Origin of the sequence: Youhaiella tibetensis (assembly GCF_008000755.1) — a bacterium.
Classification (GTDB): Bacteria; Pseudomonadota; Alphaproteobacteria; order Rhizobiales; family Devosiaceae; genus Paradevosia; species Paradevosia tibetensis.
Window position 1 is genome coordinate 414,790 of record NZ_CP041690.1, and the last position, 25,771, is coordinate 440,560.

The 25,771-nt window shown below is 64.1% G+C and carries 23 protein-coding genes; 13 read left to right on the forward strand and 10 right to left on the reverse strand.

Annotation, left to right across the window (positions count from 1 at the left end; all coding sequences use genetic code 11):
• Positions 1–65 precede the first annotated feature (65 nt).
• Genes FNA67_RS02115 through FNA67_RS02140 form a run of 6 tightly spaced genes read left to right on the forward strand, consistent with a single transcriptional unit; the run spans position 66 to position 5,530 of the window.
• Positions 66–566 (forward strand): acyltransferase, encoded by a 501-nt coding sequence (locus FNA67_RS02115; RefSeq protein WP_147654887.1) that lies wholly within the window; start codon positions 66–68, stop codon positions 564–566.
• Positions 563–1,600, forward strand: a complete 1,038-nt coding sequence (locus tag FNA67_RS02120) for a Gfo/Idh/MocA family protein (RefSeq protein WP_049707509.1) — start codon at positions 563–565, stop codon at positions 1,598–1,600. Before FNA67_RS02115 ends, FNA67_RS02120 begins: the two co-directional genes overlap by 4 nt.
• The gene (locus tag FNA67_RS02125) at positions 1,597–2,703 is read left to right on the forward strand and encodes a DegT/DnrJ/EryC1/StrS family aminotransferase (protein WP_147658115.1); all 1,107 of its coding nucleotides are present in this window, start codon (positions 1,597–1,599) and stop codon (positions 2,701–2,703) included. Before FNA67_RS02120 ends, FNA67_RS02125 begins: the two co-directional genes overlap by 4 nt.
• Positions 2,693–3,394: an acyltransferase gene (locus FNA67_RS02130; RefSeq protein ID WP_049707510.1), complete on the forward strand. Its 702-nt coding sequence runs from the start codon at positions 2,693–2,695 to the stop codon at positions 3,392–3,394. The genes FNA67_RS02125 and FNA67_RS02130 overlap by 11 nt, the downstream gene beginning before the upstream one ends.
• Positions 3,384–4,358 (forward strand): NAD-dependent epimerase/dehydratase family protein, encoded by a 975-nt coding sequence (locus FNA67_RS02135; protein WP_147654888.1) that lies wholly within the window; start codon positions 3,384–3,386, stop codon positions 4,356–4,358. Before FNA67_RS02130 ends, FNA67_RS02135 begins: the two co-directional genes overlap by 11 nt.
• A gap of 2 nt (positions 4,359–4,360) precedes the next feature.
• Positions 4,361–5,530, forward strand: a complete 1,170-nt coding sequence (locus tag FNA67_RS02140; protein WP_049707512.1) for a DegT/DnrJ/EryC1/StrS family aminotransferase — start codon at positions 4,361–4,363, stop codon at positions 5,528–5,530.
• On the opposite strand, the gene FNA67_RS02145 is transcribed toward FNA67_RS02140, so the two are convergent.
• Positions 5,510–6,715 (reverse strand): polysaccharide biosynthesis/export family protein, encoded by a 1,206-nt coding sequence (locus tag FNA67_RS02145; protein ID WP_145976859.1) that lies wholly within the window; start codon positions 6,713–6,715, stop codon positions 5,510–5,512. The genes FNA67_RS02140 and FNA67_RS02145 overlap by 21 nt on opposite strands.
• A 212-nt stretch (positions 6,716–6,927) precedes the next feature.
• Between FNA67_RS02145 and FNA67_RS02150 the strand changes: the two genes are divergently transcribed.
• Both FNA67_RS02150 and FNA67_RS02155 read left to right on the forward strand, forming a co-directional pair.
• Positions 6,928–8,460 (forward strand): GumC family protein, encoded by a 1,533-nt coding sequence (locus tag FNA67_RS02150; protein WP_049707514.1) that lies wholly within the window; start codon positions 6,928–6,930, stop codon positions 8,458–8,460.
• A 73-nt stretch (positions 8,461–8,533) separates the two neighbouring features.
• On the forward strand, positions 8,534–9,277 hold the full coding sequence (locus FNA67_RS02155; protein ID WP_049707515.1) for a CpsD/CapB family tyrosine-protein kinase: 744 nt from the start codon (positions 8,534–8,536) through the stop codon (positions 9,275–9,277).
• Here FNA67_RS02155 and FNA67_RS02160 read toward each other — a convergent pair.
• From FNA67_RS02160 to FNA67_RS02170, 3 genes are all read right to left on the reverse strand, one after another.
• Positions 9,274–9,948, reverse strand: coding sequence for a sugar transferase (locus tag FNA67_RS02160; protein ID WP_147654889.1), 675 nt, complete (start codon positions 9,946–9,948; stop codon positions 9,274–9,276). The genes FNA67_RS02155 and FNA67_RS02160 overlap by 4 nt on opposite strands.
• A 103-nt stretch (positions 9,949–10,051) precedes the next feature.
• Positions 10,052–12,448: a PIG-L family deacetylase gene (locus FNA67_RS02165; RefSeq protein WP_147654890.1), complete on the reverse strand. Its 2,397-nt coding sequence runs from the start codon at positions 12,446–12,448 to the stop codon at positions 10,052–10,054.
• Positions 12,432–13,697 carry an ROK family transcriptional regulator gene (locus FNA67_RS02170; protein WP_147654891.1) on the reverse strand — a complete coding sequence of 422 codons (1,266 nt, stop codon included), beginning with the start codon at positions 13,695–13,697 and terminating at the stop codon, positions 12,432–12,434. The genes FNA67_RS02165 and FNA67_RS02170 overlap by 17 nt, the downstream gene beginning before the upstream one ends.
• 193 nt (positions 13,698–13,890) lie before the next feature.
• On the opposite strand from FNA67_RS02170, the gene FNA67_RS02175 reads away from it, so the two are divergent.
• From FNA67_RS02175 to FNA67_RS02195, 5 genes are all read left to right on the forward strand, one after another.
• Complete coding sequence (locus FNA67_RS02175) at positions 13,891–15,135, forward strand: extracellular solute-binding protein (RefSeq protein WP_147654892.1); 1,245 nt, start codon at positions 13,891–13,893, stop codon at positions 15,133–15,135.
• A gap of 69 nt (positions 15,136–15,204) precedes the next feature.
• On the forward strand, positions 15,205–16,080 hold the full coding sequence (locus FNA67_RS02180; RefSeq protein WP_371874384.1) for a carbohydrate ABC transporter permease: 876 nt from the start codon (positions 15,205–15,207) through the stop codon (positions 16,078–16,080).
• A complete protein-coding gene (locus tag FNA67_RS02185) occupies positions 16,080–16,931 on the forward strand; it encodes a carbohydrate ABC transporter permease (protein ID WP_049707520.1) in 852 nt (283 codons plus the stop codon). The genes FNA67_RS02180 and FNA67_RS02185 overlap by 1 nt, the downstream gene beginning before the upstream one ends.
• A gap of 4 nt (positions 16,932–16,935) precedes the next feature.
• Positions 16,936–18,462 (forward strand): argininosuccinate lyase, encoded by a 1,527-nt coding sequence (gene argH, locus FNA67_RS02190; RefSeq protein WP_147654893.1) that lies wholly within the window; start codon positions 16,936–16,938, stop codon positions 18,460–18,462.
• Positions 18,449–19,516: an ABC transporter ATP-binding protein gene (locus tag FNA67_RS02195; protein WP_147654894.1), complete on the forward strand. Its 1,068-nt coding sequence runs from the start codon at positions 18,449–18,451 to the stop codon at positions 19,514–19,516. Before argH ends, FNA67_RS02195 begins: the two co-directional genes overlap by 14 nt.
• A 6-nt stretch (positions 19,517–19,522) precedes the next feature.
• On the opposite strand, the gene FNA67_RS02200 is transcribed toward FNA67_RS02195, so the two are convergent.
• The 6 genes from FNA67_RS02200 to FNA67_RS02225 all read right to left on the reverse strand — a co-directional run bounded on the left by FNA67_RS02200 (position 19,523) and on the right by FNA67_RS02225 (position 25,743).
• Positions 19,523–20,443: a LysR family transcriptional regulator gene (locus tag FNA67_RS02200; RefSeq protein WP_147654895.1), complete on the reverse strand. Its 921-nt coding sequence runs from the start codon at positions 20,441–20,443 to the stop codon at positions 19,523–19,525.
• 58 nt (positions 20,444–20,501) lie between these two features.
• Positions 20,502–21,935, reverse strand: coding sequence for an aminobutyraldehyde dehydrogenase (locus FNA67_RS02205; protein WP_147654896.1), 1,434 nt, complete (start codon positions 21,933–21,935; stop codon positions 20,502–20,504).
• A gap of 41 nt (positions 21,936–21,976) precedes the next feature.
• Complete coding sequence (locus FNA67_RS02210; RefSeq protein WP_049707525.1) at positions 21,977–23,026, reverse strand: ABC transporter ATP-binding protein; 1,050 nt, start codon at positions 23,024–23,026, stop codon at positions 21,977–21,979.
• 3 nt (positions 23,027–23,029) lie between these two features.
• Positions 23,030–23,833, reverse strand: coding sequence for an ABC transporter permease (locus tag FNA67_RS02215; protein WP_147654897.1), 804 nt, complete (start codon positions 23,831–23,833; stop codon positions 23,030–23,032).
• On the reverse strand, positions 23,826–24,647 hold the full coding sequence (locus tag FNA67_RS02220; RefSeq protein WP_147654898.1) for an ABC transporter permease: 822 nt from the start codon (positions 24,645–24,647) through the stop codon (positions 23,826–23,828). The genes FNA67_RS02215 and FNA67_RS02220 overlap by 8 nt, the downstream gene beginning before the upstream one ends.
• A gap of 61 nt (positions 24,648–24,708) precedes the next feature.
• Entirely contained in the window at positions 24,709–25,743 is a 1,035-nt protein-coding gene (locus FNA67_RS02225; RefSeq protein WP_147654899.1) for an ABC transporter substrate-binding protein, read from the reverse strand.
• Positions 25,744–25,771: the final 28 nt, after the last annotated feature.

Here is a 25,771-nt window from a genome sequence, read left to right on the forward strand (position 1 = left end):
ATTCGATGCCTCCCACCCCCCGCCTAGTGTCCCGTCATGGCGCAAAGGGCCAGGTGAGGCAGACAATGATCAAGGGCGTGACGCTGGGCGAAGGGGCGGTGATCTACCATCCCGATCTCGTCAATCTCTACGACTGCACGATCGGTGCGGGCAGCCGCATCGGCACGTTCGTCGAGATTCAGCGGGGCGTCACTGTCGGCGAACGCTGCAAGATTTCCAGCCACAGCTTCCTTTGCGAGGGCGTGACGCTCGAAGATGCGGTGTTCGTGGGCCACGGCGTCATGTTCACCAACGACAAGTTTCCGCGCGCCGTCAATGCGGCAGGCGAGTTGCAGGGAACCGACGACTGGTCGGTATCCCCGGTCCTCGTCAAGTCCGGCGCATCCATCGGCAGCAACGCGACAATCCTGGGCGGGGTCACCATCGGTCGCTATGCCCTCGTCGCCGCCGGTGCCACCGTCACCCGAGACGTGCCGGACGGCGCCATCGTCGCCGGCGTTCCTGCGCGCATCGTTGGGCAGGCGCCCGACGTCGCATCCCACATTTATAGCGAGCTTGCATCATGATCGGAGTAGCGGTCGTCGGATACGGCTATTGGGGCCCCAACCTGGTTCGAAACCTCTGGGAAGTGCCGGGGGCAGACCTGCGCTGGGTCTGCGACCTGCAGACCGAACGGCTTGCGGGCGTCCGCAGCCGTTATCCATCCGTCAACATCACCGAGGATTTCGATGAGATCCTCAAGGATCCCAAGGTCGACGCCGTCGCCATCTCGACGCCGGTCGCCTCCCATTACCCGCTGGCCATGAAGGCTCTGCAGGCGGGCAAGCATGTGCTGGTCGAAAAGCCCATGGCCGCCTCCGCCGACAAGGCTTCCCGGCTGGTCGATGAGGCGGCGCGGCGCAATCTCGTGCTGGCCGTGGACCATACCTTCATCCACACCGGCGCGATCAAGAAGATGCGCGAGCTCATCGATGATGTCGTGGGCGATCTCTATTACTATGACTCGGTGCGCATCAACCTGGGCCTTTTCCAGAGCGATGTGTCGGTGCTCTGGGACCTGGCGGTCCATGACCTTTCGATCATGGATTTCGTGCTGCGCGAACGGCCTGTGGCCGTCTCTGCGACCGGCACCAGCCACCTTCCCGGCAAGCCCGAGGACATCGCCTACCTGACCCTCCACTACCAGAGCAATCTCATCGCGCATGTGCACGTCAACTGGCTGGCGCCGGTCAAGGTCCGGCGCACCCTGGTCGGCGGCAGCCGCAAGATGATCGTCTATGACGATCTTGAGCCGAGCGAGAAGATCAAGGTTTACGACAAGGGCGTGGTCATCGACTCGCGCTCGCCCTCGCGCCGCAACAAGGAAGACCAGCTGCGCGTCGGCTATCGAACCGGCGACATGTGGGCGCCCCAGCTCGACCTGGGCGAGGCCCTGGCCTGCGAGCTGCGCGAGTTCGTCTCCTGTGTCGAGCACGGCAAGACGCCCACGGCCGACGCCATGGCGGGCCTGCGTGTCGTCTCGATCCTCGAAGCCGCTTCCAAGTCATTGGCCCGTGGCGGCGCCATGGTGAACCTGGAGGGCGTCAAATGCCTGGCGTGATCCCACTTCTCGATCTGCGCGCCCAATATGCGGCGCTCAAGCCCGAGCTGGATGCGGCTGTCCTCGATGTGCTGGCCTCGGGGGCCTACATTCTGGGCGAGCCGGTCGAGCGCTTCGAAAAGGCGTTTGCCGCCTATTGCGGCGTCGAGCATGCCATCGCCGTAAACAGCGGCACCAGTGCCCTGCATCTGGCGTTCCTGGCGGCCAATATCGGACCGGGCGATGAGGTGATCACGACGCCCTTTACCTTCGTGGCCACCGTGTCCGCCATCATCTATGCCGGGGCGACGCCCGTCTTCGTGGATGTCGAACCGGATAGCTTCGCCATCGATCCCGCAAAGGTCGAGGCTGCCATCACCCCGCGCACCAAGGCCATTGTCCCCGTCCACCTCTACGGCCAGATGGCCGACATGGACGCGCTTCAGTCCATTGCGGTCAACCACGGGCTGGTCATCATCGAGGATGCCTGTCAGGCCCACGGCGCGGCCTATCACGGGCATCGTGCCGGCAGCATGGGGCTGTCGGCGGCCTTCTCCTTCTATCCCGGCAAGAACCTGGGCGCGTGTGGGGAAGGCGGCATCGTCGTCACCAACAGCGAAGAGCAAATGCGCACCATGCGCTCGCTGCGCGACTGGGGGCAGGCCGAGCGCTACAACCATGTCCTCAAGGGCTTCAACTACCGGATGGACGCCATCCAGGGCGCGGTTCTTGACGTCAAGCTGCGCTATCTCGAAGACTGGACCGAGGCCCGGCGCGCTGTGGCGGCTCAGTATCGCCAGCTTCTGAGCGAAGTCGAAAGCCTCCGGCTCCCCGCCGAACTGCCGGGTCGACGCCACGTCTACCACGTGTTCGCCGTACGGACCCGCGACCGCGAAGGTCTGCGCCGGCACCTGGCGAGCGAAGGCGTCCACACCGGGCTGCACTATCCCATCCCCGTCCATTTGCAGAAGGCGCATGCCGATCTCGGCTACGGCGAGGGCGACTTTCCCGTGACCGAGACGCTTGCACGCGAAGTGCTGTCGCTCCCCATCTTCCCGGAGATGACCTCGCGTCAGATTCAGACCGTGGCCGACGCCATAAAGCAGGATGCCTATGTCCTCTAGCGTGACCACGCTCCAGGATCGCCTGGTTCCCGCCGTCCACGCCCAGAAGGCGCCGGTCGATGTCGACTACCTCGAAGGTCTCGTGCTCGACCTCAGGGAAAAATACGACACCAAGGCGCTGGTCGAACTCTATGGCCGCTTCTCGGCCGGCGAGGGCATGGTCGACCAGCTCATGCGCAAGGCCATCGTCAATGCCGCCGCGCGGCGCTGCGGACCGGGCGTGCGGGTGGAAGCCAATGTCGGCTTCAAGCACCTGGAGACCATGGATATCGGGGCGGGTGTGTTCTTCGGGCACGGCGCCTTCATCCAGGGCCGGTTCGATGGCCATTGCCGCATCGGCGACCACGTCTGGATCGGCCCGCAAGTCTTCATCGACGCCCGCGACATCGTCATCGAGGACCATGTCGGCTGGGGCCCCGGATCGCGCGTGCTCGGCTCCGAGCATACCGGGATGCCGCTCGACCGACCCATCATCGCCACCGACCTGCTCATCAAGCCGGTTCGCGTGGAAGCCTGGGCCGATATCGGCACCGGCTCGGTCATTCTTCCCGGCGTCACCATCGGCCGCGGCGCCATCGTTGGGGCAGGGGCGGTCGTAACCGCCGATGTCGAACCATTCTCGATCGTCGCCGGCGTACCGGCGCGGAAACTTCGGATGCGCGATGACAAGGAGGCGCACCATGAGGGGTAAGCGGATACTGATCACTGGCGGGGCCGGTCTCATCGGCTCCCATATCGCTGAAATCCTCGCCGGCGAAAGCCCGCGCGAGATTGTGGTCCTCGACAATTTTGATCGTGGCCGTCGCGAAAACCTCGCCCCGGCCAGCGCCATCTATCCGATCACCATGGTGCAGGGCGACATCCGCGACACCGCCGTGGTGCAGCGGGTAATGGAGGATATCGATATCGTCTTTCATCAGGCCGCCATTCGGATCACGCAATGTGCCCAGGAGCCGCGCCTCGCCCATGACGTCCTCTCGACGGGAACGTTCAACGTACTCGAAGCCGCTGTGGCCGCCGGCGTCTCCAAAGTGGTTGCAGCGTCCTCCGCCTCCGTGCTCGGCGCCGCCGACCTGTTCCCGACCGACGAGGATCACCACCCCTACAACAACCGCACCATCTATGGAGCGGCCAAGGTCTACAACGAAGGCCTCCTGCGCAGCTTTGCCGAGATGTACGGCCTCAAATACGTGGCGCTGCGCTATTTCAACGTCTACGGCCCGCGCATGGACGCCTATGGCGTCTATACCGAAGTGTTGATCCGCTGGATGGAGCGCATCGCCGCCGGCCAGCCTCCGCTGATCTTGGGCGATGGGCTACAGACCATGGACTTCATCAATGCCCGCGACGTGGCGCGCGCCAATGTGCTGGCGGCCAAGTCAGACGTGACCGACGCGGTGTTCAACGTCGGCAGCGGCACCGAAACCAGCCTGCGTGAACTCGCCGATACCCTGCTCGAAGTCATGGGATCGAGCCTCACGCCGGAGTACGGTCCCGCCCGCAAGGTGAACCCCGTGCCCCGGCGCCTGGCCGATGTCAGCCGTGCTCGCAACCGCATCGGCTTTGAGGCATCCATCTCGCTCAAGGACGGGTTGCGCGAACTGGTCGAATGGTGGAGCGACGAGGTGTTCGCTTCCCGGCGTGAGGCGGTCTGACCATGCGCAAGATCCCGGTGGCCCTGCCCAACCTGGGCGAGGAAGAGGCCGAAGCGACCCGTCGCGTCATTCTGTCCGGCTGGGTGACGCAGGGCCCTGAAGTCGCCGCGTTCGAAAGCGAGTTCGCCGCCTATGTCGGCGCGAGCCATGCCTGTGCGGTCTCCAACTGCACCACGGCGCTGCACCTGGCCCTGCTGGCTTTGGGCGTGGGAGAGGGTGACGAAGTCATCACCGTCAGCCACAGCTTCATCGCTACGGCCAACGCCATCACCTATTGCCGGGCCAAGCCGGTCTTCGTCGATATCGAGGCCACCGGCTTCAATATCGACCCCGCTCTCGTCGAGGCGGCGATCACGCCGCGTACCAGGGCCATTCTCTGCGTCCACCAACTCGGGATGCCATGCGACCTCGCGGCGATCGTCGCCATCGGGCGCAGGCATGCCGTCCCCGTAATCGAGGACGCCGCCTGTGCCATCGGCAGCGAGATCGAGTGGGAAGGCGCCTGGCAGAAGGTCGGCCGCCCGCATGGCGATATCGCCTGCTTTTCCTTCCATCCCCGCAAGGTCATTACCACGGGCGATGGTGGCATGCTCACTACCAACAACCCGCAATATGATCAGAAATTCCGCCTGTGGCGGCAGCACGGCATGTCGGTTCCCGACGCGGTGCGCCATGCATCGAGCCAGGTCGTCTTCGAGGCCTATAACGAAGTGGGCTTCAACTACCGGATGACCGACCTGCAGGCAGCCGTCGGTCGCGTGCAGCTCGGCCGGCTCCCCGGGATCGTGGAGGCACGCCGCCGGCTCGCCGGACTCTACGGCGACCTGATCGGCGGGATAGAGGGCGTTGCGGCGCCCATCGAAGCCAATTGGGCTCGCTCGAACTGGCAGAGCTATTGCGTAACCCTGGCGCCCGACCTCGACCAGCGCTCGGTGATGCAATCCATGCTCGATGCCGGCATCGCCACGCGCCGCGGCATCATGAATGCGCACCTGGAGACGCCCTACGCGAATGCCGGCGCCAATCTCCCGCGTTCCGAGGCTGCGCAGGCGCATTCGATCATCCTGCCGCTCTATGATCGCATGCCGGAAGCTGACGTCCAGGCTGTCGTCAATGCGTTGGAGGTGGCGGTCGAGGCCGCCCGTCCCATCCTACATCGTGCTGCTGTCTGAGGGCGCTTGCGCCGACTGCTGGGGCTTTTCCGCCGACAGCACCTTGACCACGTCGCCCGGCACCAGCTGCGAAGTTTCGTCGGCGACGAACTGTTCGGTGCCGCCGCCCGCCTTCTGGCGGATGATCACGAAATCGAGGGCCGGATCGGACGTGGCCGGCGCGGCGTCCGGCGGCAGGCCGATCAACAGCAGTCGCGAGGTCGTCTGGGTGTTGCGCAACTGCTCAAGCTTGGCCTGCTCCGCCTGAAGCTGGGCTGACGCATCGGTCTTCTGCTGATCCTGCACCGCCGCCAGGTTGCGCTGCGCCTCGCTCAGGGACTGCTTGGCGCGCATCGTGGCGGTGATGTTGTCCAGCCGGTCGGCCCGCAGGCTCGTCAGGGCCGTTTCGAGGTCGGTGCGGCGGGTGACCGTGGCGATACCCTGGTCGACCAGCGTCTTGACACCATCCAGTTCCTTTTCCTTGGAGGTGATCGCCGTCTCCAGGTTGCCGGCTTTTTGCTGGAGCACGTCGATTTCGGCCAGCAACAGCGTCTTGAGTTCTTCGAACGAAGCTTCCTGGCGCTTGGTCGCCTCGATCCGCGAACGGAACACAAGTTCCTCCTGCGCCATGATTTCGGCGACTTGGCTGTTCTTGGCGGCCGCGCTCAGTTCGGGCGGATAGGTGATGCTGTTCGCCCCGCTCAGCTCTGCCTGGAAACGGGCAATGTGCGCCAGGCTGCGCAGCATGTCGCCTTCACCGGCCTGCAAGGCGCCGAGCAGCTTGGTCCGCTCGCCGTTCTGGTCCGCTGTCGGCTGGAGCGGGCCTCCGCCCAGCGCCAGCGCCTGCAGCACGGTCATGTCCGGGCGGAACGGGTATTCTCCCGACTTTGTGACGTCCCCGATAACGTAGATCGGAGGGTACTCGGCGATGTCGAGCGTTACCTCGGGCAGGTCGACCAGCCCGATCCGGGACTTGATGCGCTCGGCGATGATCGCGGCGATCTTGTCGACGTCGCCATCCTGGACCGGCAGCTTCCCCACCAGCGGCACCGTAATGCTGCGATCCGGGCCGACGGTGATTTCGCCGCTGACCGCATCCAGCTTTTGGTACTGGCCGACCACCGGATTCCATTGCACGACCGACAATTGCAGCTTGGTCAGAGGGGCCAGTCCGCCCGGCTCGGCCGCCAGGACCGGCATGGCCATTGTTCCGGCCAGGAGGGTCACCAAGAGGCCTTTGCGCCAATTGCCTCCAACCTGATTGAGCCTTCCGAACGCGACCATGACGACACCTGATAATACCACCTTAGGCCTAGACCCGACCATGAAACCGTCAGGCGCTCCATAGCTCCAACGGTCGATAGCCCGTTGACCGGCCGTGACGCAGCATGCAGTCCAATCAATGTTTGGGTGACACTTTGAGCGGCACGGACATTCTCTTTTACCTGGCGGTTTTCTGGAGGCGTCTTCCCTATTTCGTTGGCGCTGCCCTGTTGGTCGCGGCCGCCGGCATCGCGACGGTGATGCTGCTCCCGCCCGTCTATCGCGCGAGCTCGAAGATCCTCGTGGAGACGCCGCAGATTTCGGCTGATCTGGCACGCTCGACCGTCGCCTCGGACTCGCCTTCCCAGATCCAGGTCATCACAGAGAGCATCCTGACCACCGCGAGCCTGGTCAATCTGGCCGACCAGTTTCACGTCTATGAGGGCCGCACCAACATGACGGACTTCGACGTCGCCCAGGACATGGCAAAGCGCATCGGGGTGGGACAGTTGCCGATGGACCTGCGTGGCGCGGCGACCTTCGACGTCTCGTTCGACGCCGAAACGCCCGAGCTCTCTGCGGATGTCACCAACGAGATCGCCAGCCGAATCCTGAGCGAAAACATCCGCCAGCGCACGGCGCGCGCGGGCGACACGCTCGACTTCTTCAAGCAGGAAGTGGATCGGCTCAGCGCCAGCCTCACCGATCTCGAAGGCAAGATCCTCGCCTTTAAGAACAAGAACGCCGACGCCTTGCCCGACAGCCTCGATTTCCGGCGTAACCAGCAGTCGTCCCAGCAGGAGCGCCTGCAACTGCTGGTGCGCGAGGAAGCGACGCTGCGCAGCCGCAAGACCAACCTGACGGAGGCCTTCAATTCCGGCGCCGCCCTGCCGGTGAGCTCAGGCCCTCAGACGCCCCAGGAACGGCTGCTCGATCAACTTGAACAGACGCTGGCCGCCCAGACCGGCATCTATGCCGATGACAGCCCGAACATGCTGGCTATCAAGGCCAGGATCGCCACCGTAAAGGCAGAAGTGCTGGCGGCGTCCAAGGCGGCCAACGCTGCCGATGTGAAGCGCCCGGCCACCGACCTGGACGTGGAACTGGCGGGGATCGATGACCGCCTGGCCTTCATCACCCAGGAAAAGGCCTCGATCACGGCCGACCTTGCCGATCTCTCCAAATCCATAGCGGCAACGCCGGCCAACGAGGCCGTGCTCAACGCACTCGAGCGCGACTACAACGACGTCAAGGCCCAGCACAGCGCCGCCGTCAGCCGCCTGGCCGATGCCTCGACCGGCGAGCAGATCGAACTGCGTTCCAAGGGCGAGCGCCTCACCATCCTCGAGCCTGCCGTGCCGCCCCAGCGTCCCTATAGTCCGAACCGGACCCGGCTGGGGCTGCTCTCGATCGCGGCTGCGATCGCTGTCGGAGCGGGCGTGGTGGCACTGCTCGAATACCTGAACAAGACGATCCGCCGACCCGTGCAACTGACGCGGGCGCTCGATATCGAACCTCTGGCCACGATCCCGATCATCAGGACCAAGCGCGAGCGCCAGCGCCAGCGTCTCCTCCTGACCGGCATGGCGGTGGCAGGCTCGATCGTGGTCATCGCTCTGGCTCTTGTGGCCGTGCACTACGCCACTGGTTCTTTCAACGGAATGGGGATGGGTGTTGCCAAGATCTAATGGATCGTCGCCGCCTGGGGGCTCGGACGCGGTGCGCGATGTAAGCGGCCGGTCCGGCATGCAAGGATTGAAGATGTTTGCCGTCAACACGCCGGCGCCTACCGCCGATGAAATCTGGAAGTCGCTGCCTGAGTTGAGGCTCGACCAAGCCAAGCTGGAAGACAACCGCCTGATCGCGGCAGTGCAGCCGGATGCGGCCCATATTCCCATCGACATGCTGCGCACGCGCGTGGCCTCTATGATGAGCGAGAAAGGCTGGACCCGCGTCGCGGTCACCTCGCCCACTGCCGGTTGCGGCAAGACCACGATCGCCATCAACCTGGCGTTCTCGATGGCGCGCCGTCGCCAGGGCAAGGTGGTGCTGATCGACCTCGATTTCCGCCGCCCGCGCGTCGGCGCGCTGCTCGAGCTCAATCCCAAGCGGCAGCTCGAGGAATATTTCGAGGGCAAGGTCCGCCTCTCCGAGTGCTTCTCCCGCATCGGCCAGAACCTGGCCGTGGCGGTCAACACCTCCCAGGTCAGCCGAGCAGCCGAACTGCTGCATTCGGACGGCGTCAAGCTGGCGCTTTCCGAGATCGAGCGCGACCTCAAGCCGGACATGATCATCTGCGATCTGCCCCCGATGCTCGTCAACGACGACTTCCTGGCCTTTCAGCCCAATGCGCATTGCTCGCTGCTCATTGCCGGCGCAGAGTATTCGACGGTCGGGGAAATCGACGTGTGCGAGCGCGATCTGGCCCAGCACGAGACTCTCTTGGGGGTTGTTCTCAACAAGTGCCGCTACAGCCCGGCGCGCTACGGATACGGCTACTATTAGTAGCCGGTCCCCTTTAGCACGATGCCGACGGTGCGCATCATGATCGCTAGATCAAGGCTGAGCGACATTTCCTGGGCATAGCGCAGGTCGTAGTCGGCGCGCTCGGAAAACGAAGAGGCGTTGCGCGCGCTGGTCTGCCAGAGCCCGGTAATCCCCGGCCGCAGTGCAAAGCACGCGCTGCCCGGATAGATCTGGCGCTGGCTGGGAAACATCGGGCGCGGGCCGACCAGGCTCATGTCGCCCTTGAACACATTCCAAAGCTGTGGAAGCTCGTCTATCGAATACTTTCGCAGGAAGCGGCCGACCCGGGTGATCCGCGGGTCGTGCTTGAGCTTCTGGTCGCGGTCCCATTCGGCCTTGGCCTCCGGGTTGTCTGCGAGGTAGCGGGCCAGGTGTTCGTCGGCGTCCATGACCATCGAGCGCAGCTTCCAGATCTCGAAGACCTTGCCGTCCTTGCCGAGGCGCTTCTGGTGATAGAAGGCCGGTCCGCCGTCCAGCTTGACCAGGGCGGCCGAGACCGCCACCAGCGGCAGCGCCACGACGCCCCCCGCGAGAGTGCCCGCGATGTCGATAAGTCGCTTGACCGGCGGATAGAACCCGCGACGCAGCGCCGCGCGGTCGCCGCTTTCATAGACCGGGACCTTGGATATCGAGGTCTTGTCCACCGACATAGCGTGTGCCTTGCAAATGTTGACACCCTAGGAGGGAGCAAGCGGCAGACGCTTTCATTACCCAATTCGATCTAGCGGGCAGTAGTCTATCAATTTCAATGGCTTAGTTTTGCGATGCCGGTGCGCAAAGGTTGGCCATGAGTCTGAACGCACCGGGCACGAGACGATCCATCTGGTGCTGGAGCCCCAGGGCGGTGTGCGTATGGCGTCCGGTGCCGACCCTGGCCGAAAGGAGAGCGCCTTTGAGAGCAGTCTCGCCCTTGTCGTTCAGAGCCACGAGCGGTTCGTAGGCGTCGTCCCACTCGGAGGCGAAATAGAGCCCGCGTTCCTTGTCCCACCCGGCCCAATCGCCCGGTCCGATCCGGTTCGGGCCGTTGAGGAGTGGATGGCCTGGATCGAGGATCGTGACGGGGGCCTCAGGGTCGGTCACGCGCCAGCGCAGCGATGGCGATCCGATGACGAGGCGGCGCGGCGGCGTCCGTGTGGGGTCCCATCCATCCGAAGGGCGATGGTAGAGCGTCACCAGATGCCCGCCCCCCTGTACCCAGTCGTGCAGGCGTTCGGTCGCCGCCGCAAGGTCCGGGCGCAGTCCGAACGCAAAGATGCCGACGACGATGGTCGAATAGGCCGAGAGGTCGCCCTGAAGGGCCTCCCTGTCGAGCCAAGTGACGTTAAGGCCCATCCGCTCGAGCCAGATCCCGACATTGTCCGCTCCGCCGCCGACATAGCCGACACGGGTGCGATCGGGCAGGGCCAGGTCGAGTGCCAGCACGTCGAGCCGCTGCGGCGCATACCAAGCGGTGCGCCCGATGTGGGGATAGGCAATGTCGCGCCGCGAATATCCCGGCACGTTGCCGGCGAGCACGCCCAGGGCGTAGCGACCCGGCGCGACATCGGTGGGCGCCGAGAGCTCGATATGCCCCGGCGTTGTGGCTTGACCATGGAAACCGGCATGCGTCTCGAGCCTGGGTTCTCCGACACTGGAGGAGATGTCCACCGGCCAGGCGCGGCGCTCGTCGCGCAGGTTGAGAAGGATGGCGTCCGGTTCGATCGCCACGATCGCAGCCGGCGCGATCTGGAATGGCTCATCGAGATCGAGCGTGGCACGCACGATGCGTCCGGCGATCTCGGCCTCCACCATGACGAAGACTTCCCCGTTCCCGCCCAGCGCGGAGAAGGAAGGCGCATACTGCGTCGACAGTTCGGCATTTGCCGACACCTCGAGCGGCATCTGGAAGGTACCCGTCGCCTCGGCGCCTTCACCTGCGGCAATCGAGGCGGAACCACTGGCGAAGGCAGTCAGCGCCTCTACTTGGCGCCCACTCTCGAGGTTGATTGAAAGCGTGGAGCGTCCGCCGGGCGCCACGATATGTGGTTCGGCCCAGGCGCTTCCCGTCACCCCGGCGGCAGTCAGTATCGCCGCATCGATCTCGCGCAGCTTGCGTTCGAGCCGATGACCGATCCGGTTCTCCGCATCGGCGTCGAGATGTTGCCGCGCTGCGTTGATCGAGTCGCGGGCCTGACCCAGGGCGGCAATGATCCTCTGCGCATCCGGAAAGGCCGCGATGGCGGTGTCGATAGCCATCTGGCCGGCGCGCAGCGCGTCAGCGGGTGCGTACGCCAATCCCGTGTCAAGGGCGGCGAGGCTGTCCGGAAGGTTGTCCTTGATGCTGGCCTGATCGGGCGCTGCGCCACGCAGGAGGTGCAGCGGCCATTGGGTCTTGGGCTCGCGCCAGAATCCCATGCCCTGCGAGGCGTGCCGGGCGCGCGACCATTCGCCGATGTTATCATAGGCCGCTCCGGTCGCTTCGTCGCGTCCAGCGGCCTCCACAATCAGGGTTGCGGGTGGCGGAGGCACCTCGTCATCATAGGTCCCACCCCCGCCCGACCAGGCAGGCAGGTAATATTTGGCAACCGTCCAGGGAGAAAGGCCTTCCTCGAAGTGTTCGGGAAACGCCTCGGGGTCGGCAGCCAGCTCCAGCGCCGCCTCCGCCGCTTCCGTCATCGCCCGGTGATGCCCATGCTGACCTGGAACGTCGAGGAACGTTGGGATGACGATGTCAGGTCGCTCGGTTCGGTAGGCGCGCACCAGACGCTCGAGGGTGCGCTCGCGTCCCCAGCGTCCCAGCGTATCTTCCCCGCTCTTGGAAAAACCGAAGTCGTGCACCGGATCGTCCGGTCCATGGCCGAGCCAGGCGATGTCGGCATCGAGCACGCGTGCGGCTTCCTCCATCTCCCGCGTTCGCATAATGCCCAGCGCGGCAGTGCGTTCGGGCCCCAGGCTGTTCTGTCCGCCTTCGCCCCGCGTCGAGCACGCCACAACGACGCGCATGCCCAGTCCATAGCGGAAATAGGCCAGCATGCCGCTCTGTTCGTCGTCCGGATGCGCCCCGGTGTTCATCACCGTCAGCACCGAGCGGAGGCGCGAAAGGGCGCGGTGAAGGGTCACCAGCGCAGGTTGCGCCTGTTGGCGTGCGAGGCGCTCACGATCGGACAACATGGAATGCCTCCTCGGGCGTTGGGACCGGACCCGCAGCCAGGTCGAGCTTGGGCGTAAAGGTTTCGAGAAGTGGCAGCGCGGCGGCGCCAAGGGCGGCAGTCAAATTCCCTGTTTGGCCGCGAATGACGCGCGGCAGCGCCCGGATGCGGCGGCTCGAAACCGAGCGGGGCAGGGGCGCCAGCCGCGCGATGATGGCATCTATGGTCGCGTCCGATAGCGATCCGCCGAAAACTATGGTTTCTGGATCGAAGATGTTTTCGAGCATGGCGACCATCGGGGCCAGATGTGCGGCGGCCTCCTCGATCCATTCGGCAAACGCCGATTGTCCCTCGACGCCCAGACTGTCGATGTCGATGTCGATGCCGGCCGTCGCGTCGATACCGACCTCGGCCAGCTTTTCGCGCAGAGCCTGGACCGATGAGTAGCGCTCCAGGCATCCGTTCTGGCCACAGGGGCATGGGCGGCCCCGGGGCGCCACAACCACATGGCCGATTTCACCGGCATTGCCGAAGGCGCCCCGCAGTGGCTGGCCGTCATGGATGATCCCCAGGCCCAAGCCGGCGCCGAAATAGATCATCAGGAAATTGGAAAGGTGCCGGCCCGCCCCGAAGAGCCGCTCGCCGACCGCGGCGGCGGTGGCGTCGTTCTCGATGATGACGACTTCGCTGGTTGAGCGCGTGATGAGCTTGGTAGCATCGACCTCTCCCCAGCCGGGAAGGGTCGTCGGACCGACCGAGGTCATGCCCTCGATCTCGAAGGGCCCTGGCATCACTACCCCCACCCCAAGGAGCTTGCCGGCCCAATCAGGGATAGTCTTGCGCATCAGCGAAAGTTCTCTCGGCAGGATAGCGGCCACCTGCTGGGGGCGGCTGTCATCGAGGGGGCTGACCCGCGAGGCTCTAACCTGCCCGGCAAGGTCGAGGATCACAGTGGTGATGTGGTCGGCCGCGACTTCGACGCCGGCGGTCATAGGACCATTCGGGTTGACGGCGAACTGGATCGGGGGCTGACCGCGTCCCGAGCGCAGACGCCCGACTTCGATCAGCATCTGCTCGCTCGCCAGCTCGTCCACGATGTTGGCGACCGCCTGCGGGGTGAGCTGCGCGAGGCGCGCGATGCGGGTCCGGCCGAGTGGTCCATGGGCGCGCACCACATCGAGCACCACACGCCGGTTGTGGGCGCGGCTGCGCTCCGGATTGTTGCCTATCGCCACCTGTTGCGGCGACGGGCTCCCCGCCTTGGTCCTCATCGGTCATCCCTTTCAGGGTTGCAACGATGATCGGGCGGAGGGAATAACTCAAGTAGATTATTTTATTGACAGTTTCGTGTCGGCGAGTGAGCGTAGAGGTTCGGAAGGGGGGAAGCCGGGTCTTGCCCCTCCGACAAAAATGTTCGTGCGCTGAGGGAGTTGGCGCCGGACTGGGGTAACAAGGAGGTTTATCATGCGCATTCGTACCATGCTGGCCGGTCTCGCTGCCGGGCTCAGCCTGATGGCCGTCACCGCCGCCCAGGCGGTGGAAATCCAGTACTGGCAGTACGTCTTCGAGACTCGCGTCAACGCGATGGATCAGCTGATCAAGAATTTCGAGGCCGCCAACCCCGACATCACCGTCAAGCAGGTGACCTTCCCCTACGCCGACTACCAGACCAAGGTCATCGCCTCGCAGGCGGCCGGCCAGGGTCCGGATGTCCTGCAGTTCTTCTACGGCTGGCTCGACCAGTTCCAGAAAGGTGGCGTCCTGCAGCCACTTGATCCGGCGGTTTTCCCGAGCGACAAGATCGAGTCTGATTTCTTCCCGATCGTCACCGCCGTCAAGCGCGGCGACAGCTATTATGGCCTTCCGACGGCAGTGCGTTCGCTGGCGCTCTTCTACAACAAGAAGCTGCTCGACGAAGCCGGCGTTAAGCCTCCCCAGACCCTCGACGAACTGGTCGATGTCGCCACCAAGACCACCAAGACCGACGGCGGTGGCAACATCACCTCGGAAGGCATCACCCTCGATTTCGCCGGCCAGGACCACCAGTGGTGGCGCGAAGTGCTCGTCCGCCAGTTCGGCGGCGTGCCCTATGACGCCGATGGCAACGTCGCCTATAACGACGAAGCGGGCCTGAAGGCTCTCGAATTCTACACCGGCCTGCAGACCGACAAGAAAGTCGGCCTTGCCGGCTTTATGGATGAGGGCCAGGCCGCCTTCAAGGCTGGCCTCGCCGCCATGACCATCGATGGCACCTTCCGCCTGGGCGCCTTCAAGCCGATCACCGATTTCGAGTGGGGCGTGGTCGAACTGCCGGCCAATGCCGACGGCCTGCGCTCGAACTATGCCAGCTACTTTGCCAACGGCATCGGCGCCGGCGCTACCGGCGAGAAGAAGGCCGCGGCCGAGAAGTTCCTGGCCTACATCACGTCCGATGAAGCCATGAAGGTCTGGCTCGACGTCGTCGGTGAACTACCTGCCCGTCGCGCCGCCGCGCTGACTGACGCGAACCTGGCCGACCCGATCTACGCGCCGTTCCTCAAGGGTCTCGATTACGCCAAGACCACTCAGTTCCTCGATGAGGCCGGCCAGCGCCAGACCGCCATCGACATGGTCAACCGCGTCTTCCTCGAAGGCCAGTCGCCCAAGGATTCGCTTGCCCAGGCCGCTTCGGCGGAGCAGGCGATCATCGACGCTGCCAAGGCGAAGTAACTCCCGGTGGCCGCGAGCGCACAATCCACTTCTGCCGGCGCGACCCGAAAGGGCCGCTCCGGTTTCCGCCTGACGCTGCACGGGCGCAAAGTCCTCTGGGCCTGGACCTTCCTGGCCCTGCCGATCGTGTTCTATTGCTGGATCCGGTTCTACCCGACCCTGTCGGCGTTCTGGATGTCCTTCACCGATTGGGACCTGCTCCGCCCAGCCAATTTCGTGGGCCTGGCCAACTATCAGAAGCTTTTCGCCGATCCGAACTTCTGGAAGGTCTTCCGCAATACCTTTACCTATCTCATCATCGGCACGCCCGTCAGCCTCGTACTGTCCTTCGTGATCGCCTTCTATCTCGATCGCGTGCGGTTCATGCACGGCTTCATCCGGGCGCTGTATTTCCTGCCGTTCCTCACAACTGCTGCGGCGATGGCCTGGGTCTGGCGCTGGTTCTACCAGCCCATCCCGATCGGCGTCTTCAACGACGTTCTGGCCTCCCTCGGCCTGCCGGCGCAGCCGTTCCTGCGTTCGACCACCCAGGCCCTTCCGTCCATCCTCGTGACTGGCATTTGGGCGGGTCTGGGTTTCCAGATCATCATCTTCATGGCCGGACTGCGAGCGATCCCCTCGACCTACTACGAGGCCGCGCGCGTCGATGGCCTGGGTGAGTGGGCTATCCTCACCCGCATTACCCTGCCGCTCCTCAAGCCGACGACGGTGTTCCTCGTCGTGTTCTCCTCGATCGGGTTCCTGCGGATCTTCGATCAGGTCTACAACATGACCACCAACGATCCGGGCGGTCCGCTCAACTCGACCAAGCCGCTGGTACTCATGATTTACCAGACCGCCTTTTCCTCGTTCCAAATGGGTTACGCCGCCGCCCAGACCGTGGTCCTCTTCACGATCCTCTTGGCTGTCTCCCTCCTGCAATTGTGGATCATGAGGAAGCGCTGATGAGCACTCAGGCAACCGAACTCAGGCTCAACGCCTCCCGCATCCGGCCCGGCCTTATCATCACTTGGACGCTGCTGTTCATCGGCGGCCTTATCATGGTAACGCCGCTGCTCTACATGTTCTCTACTTCGCTCAAGTCGGCGGGGCAGGTCTATGACCTGCGCCTGATTCCGGCGGCGCCCACCTTCGATAATTACATAAAGGTGCTCTCGGACGGTCGCTTCGCGCGCTGGTTCTTCAACTCTGCGCTCGTCGCCGTCACCGTCACGCTCTCCAATGTCTTCTTCGATAGCCTAGTCGGCTATACGCTCGCCAAATTCCAGTTTCGCGGCCGACAGCTGGTCTTCATCGCCATCCTCTCGACGCTGATGATCCCCACCGAAATGCTGGTCATTCCCTGGTATCTCATGTCCAGCCAGCTCGGCTGGCTCGACAGCTACTGGGGCATCATGTTCCCGGGCATGATGACTGCCTTCGGCACTTTCCTCATGAAGCAGTTCTTCGAAGGTGTGCCCGACGATTTCCTCGAAGCCGCCCGCGTGGACGGCCTCAACGAGTTCACCATCTGGTGGAAGGTGGCGATGCCGCTGGTGACCCCCGCCATCTCGGCCCTGGCCATCTTCACCTTCCTCGGCAACTGGACGGCCTTCTTCTGGCCGCTCATCGTCACCACCAGCCGCGAGCTCTACACCCTGCCCGTCGGTCTATCGAGCTTTGCCGTCGAGCAGTCGATCCAGTGGGAAATGATCATGACCGGCGCGGCGCTTGCCACTATCCCGACATTGCTCGTCTTCCTGTTCTTCCAGCGCTACATCGTGCGCGGAGTCATGCTTGCCGGACTGAAAGGCTGATCGCATGACCGACCACGATCCCCGGCGCTCCGACACCAGCACGTTCCCCGATCCCGTCTACAAGGAAACCGTGCTGCGTCCGCTCTTTGACGGCGCCAAGACCCACCATGTCGATGGCTTCCGCGCCATCGACCGCGCGCACCTCGTGATGCTGGCCGAGACGAGCATCCTGACCGCAGACCAGGCTCAGGCAATTGCCCGGACTCTCCTGGCCATTGATGCCGAAGTCGATCCAGCCACCCTCACCTACACTGGGGAAGTGGAAGACTACTTCTTCCTCATCGAGCGGGAGCTCAAGACCCGCCTCGGCCCCGACCTTGGCGGCAGGCTCCACACTGCGCGGTCGCGCAACGACATCGACCACACGCTTTTCAAGCTTGGCCTCAAGAGCAGGCTCGATCCCCTGTTGGCACGCCTGCGGAAGCTCCTCGCCGCGCTCATAGACGCTGCCGAACGCGAACGCGCGACGCTTATCGTTGCCTATACGCATGGGCAGCCGGCCCAGCCGACGACCTTCGGTCATTACCTCTCGGCCATGATCGAGGTGTTGATCCGCGATATCGAGCGCCTGATCGCTGCCCGCGCGACGGTGGACCTCTCGCCCATGGGGGCGGCCGCTATCACCACGAGCGGCTTTCCCATCGAACGCGCCCGCGTCGCTCACCTGCTAGGCTTTTCCGCGCCGCTGCAGAACTCCTATTCGTGCATAGCGGCGGTCGACTACATCACCGGGACCTATGGCGCGCTCGAACTGCTTTTCCTCCATCTCGGTCGGCCCATTCAGGATTTCCAGTTCTGGACCAGCTTCGAAGTCGGCCAGATCTACGTGCCCAACGCCCTGGTGCAGATCTCCTCGATCATGCCCCAGAAGCGCAATCCGGTGCCCATTGAGCATATGAGGCATCTTGCCAGCCAGACCATGGGGCGCGCCCGGGCCGTGCTCGACATCATGCACAATACGCCCTTCACCGACATGAACGACAGCGAAGGGGAGACGCAGGCATTCGGTTATGAAGCTTTCGAGACCGCCGGTCGTGTGCTCGATCTCCTGACGGCCTTTGTCGAAGCGATCCGGATCGATGGCGAGCGGGTCGCCGAGAACATCCGCCGTTCCTGCATCACCGTGACCGAACTGGCCGATACGCTCGTCCGCGCCGAAGGCCTGTCGTTCCGGCAGGCCCATGAGATTGCCGCGTCGGTAGCGCGCGCCGTGGTCGCCGTGGGCGGCGATCTGGGCGTCAAGGGCTACCCGGCCTTCGTCAGCACGTTCGAAGAAGCGACTGGGCGCAAATGCGAGATGAGTGCAGAGCGTTTCGCCGAGGTCGTCTCCCCGCAATACTTCGTTGCGGTGCGGACGCGTTTCGGCGGCCCCGCGCCCGAGCCTCTGGAGGCGGCCTTCGCCGGCTACCGCGCGCAACTAGCGGCGTTCGACGTCGGCGCGAAGGCCTTGGCTACACGCCAGTCCGCCGCGGCCCATGAATTGGAAACCAGGTTCCTGGCCCTTGTTGGAGAGCCAAATGGCAAAAATTGAAATCGAAAGCCTGGTCAAGCGCTATGGCAAGGTCCCGGCGGTAAAGGGTATCGACCTGTCGATCGGCGATGGCGAGTTCGTCGTCCTTGTCGGGCCGTCCGGCTGCGGCAAGTCCACCACTCTGCGTATGGTCGCCGGGCTCGAGGACATCAGCGAGGGCGCCATCACCATCGATGGAAAGGTGGTCAACGATGAGGCGCCCAAGCAGCGCAACATCGCCATGGTATTCCAGAACTATGCCATCTACCCGCACCTCACGGTCGCCCAGAACATCGGCTTCGGGCTCTACACCGCCCGCATGTCCAAGGATGAGAAGAACAAGCGCATCCTCGATGCGGCCAAGACACTCGGTCTGGAGGCCCTGCTCGAGCGGCGCCCATCTGAACTGTCCGGCGGCCAGCGCCAGCGTGTCGCGATCGGCCGTGCCATGGTCCGTGATCCAGTGGCTTTTCTCTTTGACGAGCCGCTGTCCAACCTCGACGCCCAGTTGCGCGCCCAGATGCGCATCGAGATCAAGCGGCTGCACCAGCGTCTTGGAACGACCATCGTCTATGTGACCCACGACCAGATCGAGGCGATGACCCTGGCCGACCGCATCGTCATGATGCGGGACGGCAACATCCTCCAGGTGGGTACGCCCAGTGAGCTCTACGAAAGCCCCGTGGACGTCTTCACGGCCCGCTTCATCGGCAGCCCGGGCATGAACCTGCTGCAGGCCAACCGCAACAATGGCGGCCTCACGCTCGCCTCGGGGGGCGCGCTGAACGTGAGGGCGCCCGGCTCGGGATCCGATGACATCCTCGTCGGCGTCCGTCCCCACGACCTTATCGTTGGCGCGGAGAGCGGTGCCTTGAGGCTTTCCGGACAGATCGCCGCCATCGAACCGCTTGGGCCCGAAACGCTAGTGCACGTGATGGTCGGGGACGCGGAAGTCACCGCGACCGCGCCGGGCAAGCTGACGGCGCGGGTCGGCGATACCGTCGAGGTATCGGCCGGAGAGGGCAACCTCTATCTCTTCGATCGCCTCACCGAACTGGCGTTGGGACGAGCCTGATCGCCCTCAATCGACCCAGGCCATGCTCGGTTCGACCGTGGCGCAATAGGCCTTGGCGCTGGCGCGCGACTGCTCGACGACGCTACGGATGAGGTCGTTGTGGGTCGAGGACTGGTACGTCGCGATGATCGGCATCGGTGGGAAGCGCTTGGAAACGTTCAGCGCGTGGAGCAGGCCCATCTTGATCTCGCGGTGGATGGTCACCGTGGGAATGGTGCCTACACCAAAGCCGTCGATCAGCAGGTTGATGATCGAGTAGAGCGAGTTCGAGCTCGTAAGCTTGGACGCGAGCACGCGCTCGTCCTGGAAATAAGGTGCCACCATACGATAGGGCGGCGTGCCCTTGGGGAAGGTGATGATGGGAAGCTGGGAAAGCTCCTCCACGCTGTAGACCTTGTCCGGATTGATGAGGCGCGGCGAGCCGGCCCAACTCATCTGGAAGACGCAGGAGACGAAGCTGCGAAAACCCTCGCCGATCGCCGGATCGAGCGCGAAGATCATGTCATAGGCGCCGTCATGCATGCCCTGGACGAGGTTCTTCGTGCTCTCGACGGTGAGCTCGATCTTGAGATGCGGGAAGGCCGCATGGGTGGCTTCCACGAAATGGGTGAGCCAGGTCGAGGAGATCGTGTCGATGGCGCCGACGCGGATGACTTCGAGGATGGGCATCGGGTCGTCGGCGAGTTCGTGCTTGAGGCTCTCGATCTGCCGGAGCACGACCTCGAAGGTCTTGAGCACCTTCTCGCCTTCTGGCGTCAAGCCGAACCCGGTATTGCCCCGCAAAATGAGCTTGCATCCGAACTCCTGTTCGAGGGACGCGAGGCGTGCGGAGATGGCTGGTTGGGTCGTGTTGAGCTCGAGCGCCGTCCGGCCGAAGTGGCGGTGCCGGGCCAGCGCGACCAGTGTCATCATGTCGAGGATCCGCATGGCGGAACCTCTATCAGAAATTCTGGCGCGCTGCTGCACCTGTCGGCTCAAGCTCCCGTTATGAGGCGATCATGATGTGTCGGGCCTGCGTGTAGTCGATCAGCGACTGCATGGAGAGGTCAGACCCGTACCCCGAATTCTTCATGCCACCATGGGGCATCTCGGTGGCAAAGACCCCGTGCGTGTTGACCCAGGTCACGCCATATTCGAGGGCTTCGGCCACCGACATGGCCTGACTCGCATTACGCGACCATACCGACGAGGCGAGCCCGTATTCGGAGTCGTTCGCCCAGTCGATTGCCGTTTCGAGCGTTTCAAACGGGGTGATGCTCACAACCGGGCCGAACACTTCTTTCTGGACGATCTCGGCCTCGATGGGCGCGGCGACCAGTGTCGGCGCGTAGTAGAACCCGTCCTGGTCCGGCGTCTTGCCGCCGGTCACCACATCGGCGCCTGCCGCGCGGGCGCGGTCGATGAAACCGGCAATGCGCTCGCGCTGGCGGGCCGTGATCACCGGACCGAACTCGACGTCATCGCGTGTCGGCAGACCGAAGGGGATCGTCTCGATCATCTTGGCCAGCCGGTCGGTGACCTCTTGGGCGATGGTTCTGTCCACGAAGATGCGGCAGGCCGCGGTGCAGTCCTGGCCGGCGTTGTAGAAACTGGCTTCCCGCAGCGTCTCGACCAGCACGTCGATATCGGCATCGCCGCACACGATCACTGGCGCCTTGCCACCCAGCTCCAGATGCGTGCGTTTGATGCTCTCACCCGCTGCAGCCTGCAGCACGGCCCGCCCGGTGCGAATGTCCCCGGTCAGGGAAATCATGCGCACGAGGGGATGGGAGATCAGCGGCTGGCCGACGTCCAGGCCATTGCCGAGCACGACATTGATCACGCCCGGGGGCAGGAATTCGCCTAGGATTTGCATGAGCAAAAGCAGGCTGAGCGGCGTGTTCTCGGACGGCTTGATGACCACGGTATTGCCCGCGGCAATGGCCGGCGCCAGCTTCCAGGCAGACATCAGCAGCGGGTAGTTCCACGGCGCGATCGAGGCGACGACGCCGATCGGGTCACGCTTGAGCATGCTGATATGCCTGCTGGAGCGATAACCGTTCGCCACCGTCCCCGGCACATTGCGGACGGCGGTACCGAAAAAGCGGAATACATCCGCGACATTGGCGATCTCGAAACTCTGCGCATAGCGCAGCGGCTTGCCCGAATTGCGCGATTCCAGTGCTCCAAGCTCCTGGGCGCGCTCTTCGATCGCGTCGGCGATCCGCAGCAGAGCGCGGCTACGTTCCTTGGGCGTGGTGCGGCGCCAGGACTGGAAGGCGCCGTGCGCCGCCGTGACCGCAGCCTCGATCTGGTCGGGTGTGGCCGACGGCACGTCGGCGATCAGCGTGCCGTTGCCCGGATCGAAAGCCGGCTCGGTTGCACCTTGCCCGGCCACGAACTGGCCGTTGATGAAAAGGCGCGTTTCGACATGAGTCATGGTTGGCTCCGATGAGCAAAGACTACGGGTAGTGTTTCGGTTCAGTCCTGGAGCACGCGAATGCGTTCTGCCGGAATGGCCAGGCCGACAGCCCCGCCATCGTCAAGCATCACGTCATTTGCGGTCAGCGCCCGGATCGTGGTGCCAGCCAGCGAGAGCACATAGCGGTTACGCGCGCCCAGAAAGACCCGCGTCCGCAAGCCGGCCTTGAGCGCGCCTGCCTCGCTGGCGTCAACGAGCGAGATATCCTCCTGCCGCAACGCCAGGGTGACCTTTCCGCGCGCTTTTTCCTCCGCGGCCAAGGGGATTTGCTGGCCATCTGCCAGCCTGGCGAGCGGGCCGCCGGGACCGTCTGATATCTCGGCCGGCACCAGGTTGGCCGATCCGATGAAATTGCTGGCAAAGCCGGTCTCGGGTCGCGCGTAGATGTCGGCAGGCGCGCCTTCCTGTTCCACACGGCCGCCATTGAGCAGCACGATGCGGTCCGAAAGGCTGAGCGCTTCCTCCTGGTCGTGGGTGACAAAAAGCGTCGTCAGCCCCAGGCGTTTGTGGATCTCGATGAGTTCGACCTGCATGTCTTCGCGCAGGCGCGCGTCCAGATTGGAGAGCGGCTCGTCCAGCAGCAGCACCTTTGGTCGCGAGACGATGGCGCGCGCCAACGCTACGCGCTGCTGCTGGCCACCCGAAAGCTGGCGCGGACGCCGGTCGGCCAGATGGCCGAGCTGGACGGTCTCGAGCGCCGCCTTGACCTTGGCGTCCTGCTCTTCGCGCGATCCGATGCGCCGCATGCGCAGCGGAAACCGCACGTTCTCGTAGACCGACAGGTGTGGCAGGAGCGCGTAGGACTGGAACATCATGGCGATGTCCCGCTTCTCGGGCGGCTCGGTCGTGACGCTGCGGCCGTCGATCTCGACCCCGCCGCTGGTGACGCTTTCCAGGCCCGCCACGATGCGCAGCAGCGTGGTCTTGCCGCACCCGGAAGCACCGAGCAGGCTCACGAACTCGCCCGAGGCGATCTCGAGCGAAATGCCATGCAGGACCTGCACGAAGGCGAAGGATTTCTTGATGTCGAGGAGGCGGACATTGGCCATGGGTCAAGTACTCGCAAATCGGCTGAGGCCAAGCATCCGGTCGATGATGACGATAAGCACGATAGTCAGGGCAATCATGATGGAAGACACGGCCGCCACCGACGGGTCGGGGCTGAATTCGAGCTGGCCGTAGATCTGGACGGGCAGGGTGGTGAGCCCCGGCTTGCGCAGGAACAGCGACAGCACTGCCTCGTCGAAAGAAATGTTGAACGCGAAGAAGGCGCCGGCGGCGAGCCCCGGCACGCATTGGGGCACCACCACGAAGAGCAATCTCTGTAGCCGCCCCGCGCCCATGGTGCGTGCAGCCTCTTCGAGGAAAGGATCCGATTCCGCCAACACCGCCAGGGTCGTGCGTACCACATAGGGCAGCGCGATCACGGTATGGCCGATCCAGAGCGTGATGGGGGAAACCGGGCCGAAGGCCGCGCTCCAGAACATCAGCATGCCGATGGCATAGATGATCGTGGGCAGGACCAGTGGGGAAAGGAAGAAGGTCGCCAGCACGTCCGAGAACGGCAATTGGCGGCGGTGGAGGGCAATGGCTGCCGCCCCGCCGATGACGGTAGCGCTCAGGGTCACCAGCAAGGCGATCTGAAGGCTGGTCGCCGCTGCCGAGAGATACTCGGGCGAGGCCAGCACCTTCTCGTACCACTTGAACGAGAACCCTTGCGGCGGAAAGGCGATGAACTGGTTTTCTGAAACCGAGACGCCCACGACCACGACCAGCGGTGCCAGCAGGATCAGCCCAGTCAGGATCACGAAGACGACGGCAAGGATGCGCAGAGGCGTGGGGACGGCTCTAACCATGGCTGCGCCCCGTCATTTTCACATAGGGAGCCAGGACTAGGAGAATTCCGACGAAGAGGATCACGGCCTGCGCCGCGGCAAAGGGCCAGTCGAGCACTTGGGTAACGGACTTGTAGATCGAGGCTGCCAGCACCTGGATGCGCGTCCCGCCCAGAAGGTTGGGGGTAACGAACGAGCTGGCCGACAGCGTGAAGCAAAGCAGGGACCCGGCGACGAGACCGGGAAGCGAAAGCGGAAGCACCACGGTGCGCACCGTCTGCAAAAAGCTGCAGCCCATGGTCCGGGCGGCTTCCTCAAGCCGGCGGTCGATGCGCGTGATCACGCCCAGAATCGAGAGCGTCATGAAGGGCAGCAGCACCTGCACCATGCCGATCACGATGGCGGTCTCCGTCTGCATGAGCGCAAAGTTGCGGTTCACCAGGCCAAGGTCACGCAGGATGTCGGGGATGAGCCCGCCGCGGCTGAGAATGACCATCCAGCCGAAGGTGCGCACCACCACGCTCGTCATCAGCGGAAGGATCACCATGACAATGAGCCAGAGCCGCGTACGCGCGCCGATGCGCGCCATGATGTAGGCCAGCGGAAATCCGATGGCGGCGCAGATGATGGTGATGACCAGCGACAGCCGCACCGTGCGCCAGAGGACGCCCAGGTAGAAGGGGTCGGAGAGGAAGCGGATGAAATGTTCGAGGGTCGGCCCGTTCTCGCCTTCGACCGAGAGCACGAGCATCTGGCCGATGGGCAGGAAGAACGCCAGGGCCAGCAGGAGAAGTCCCGGGAGGGCCAGAATGAGGTTTTCCGTGCGATCCGTCATCGGAACTCCATACTAAGACTTGAGACGGGCGGGAATGGGGGTCCCGCCCGTCCAGCGTTGCTTACTGAGCGATAGCCTTGTTCCAGGCCTCGACCCAGGCCTTGCGATTGGCCTCGATAGTCGCAGGGTCGAAACGGATGAGGCCGGCGACGCCTTCGGCGCCATAGGCCACGTCAGCGGCTACCTCCGGGGAGAGTTCCACTTTCGAATTGGTCGGGGAGTAGCGCAACGCCTCCGCAAAGCACGTCTGTGCTTCCTTGGAGATGGTCATGTCGATGAACTTGAGCGCCAGGTCCTGGTTGGGACGGTTGGCGACGAGGTTCGCCGTGATGTAGCTGGCCGGGGTGCCTTCGGCGCCCTGGACAAACTTGGCCGGCAGCCCGGCCTTGCGCAGGGTGTAGGCGTAGTCAGAGGCATAGGGCGCGACCCATGCGTCGTTCTGCGCGAATTCCTGCTGGATTTCGGGCGAGGTCGAAACCACGATGGCGCCGCCCTTGAGAAGCTTGGTCACCGCATCCAGGCCCGGCTGGATATTCGTCAGGTCGCCGCCTTCGGCCTTGTTGAGCATGAGGAAGCTCAGCATGCCGTAGCCGTTCGAGATGTCGGTCAGCACCAGGTGCTCGCCGAAAGCTGGATCGAGCAGGTCCGTCCACTTGGACGGCGCGGTCGGGGCCTTTTCCGAGTTGTAGACGAGGCCGATGGCCGCGATCGAGTAGGCCGGGCCCTCGCCCTTTTCGAGGCCCGCCTTGGCGAAGTCGTAGAGGTCGCCGGCATTGGTGAGCTTTGCCGGATCGATCGGCGAGAGCAGGCCTTCAGCCGCCCCGACGATTTCCTGGCCGCCCGAGAAATGGATCACGTCGAACTGCGGCGCATCCTTCTGGGCGCGGAGCTGGGCGAAGGCGTCAGCCGAATAGGCGGTGACGACGTTGACCTTGGCGCCGGTGGCCTCCTCGAACGGAGTGATAACGCACTTGCGGTGCGCTTCTTCATAGGCGCCGCCGAAAGAATTGATGGTGAGCGTGTTCTCCTGAGCAAACGCCGTGCTCGAGAGCAGGGCGGACAGGCCGAGCAGCGCGATACCGAATTGTGCCTTCATGGGGTTCCCTTCCTTTGAAGTTGAAGCG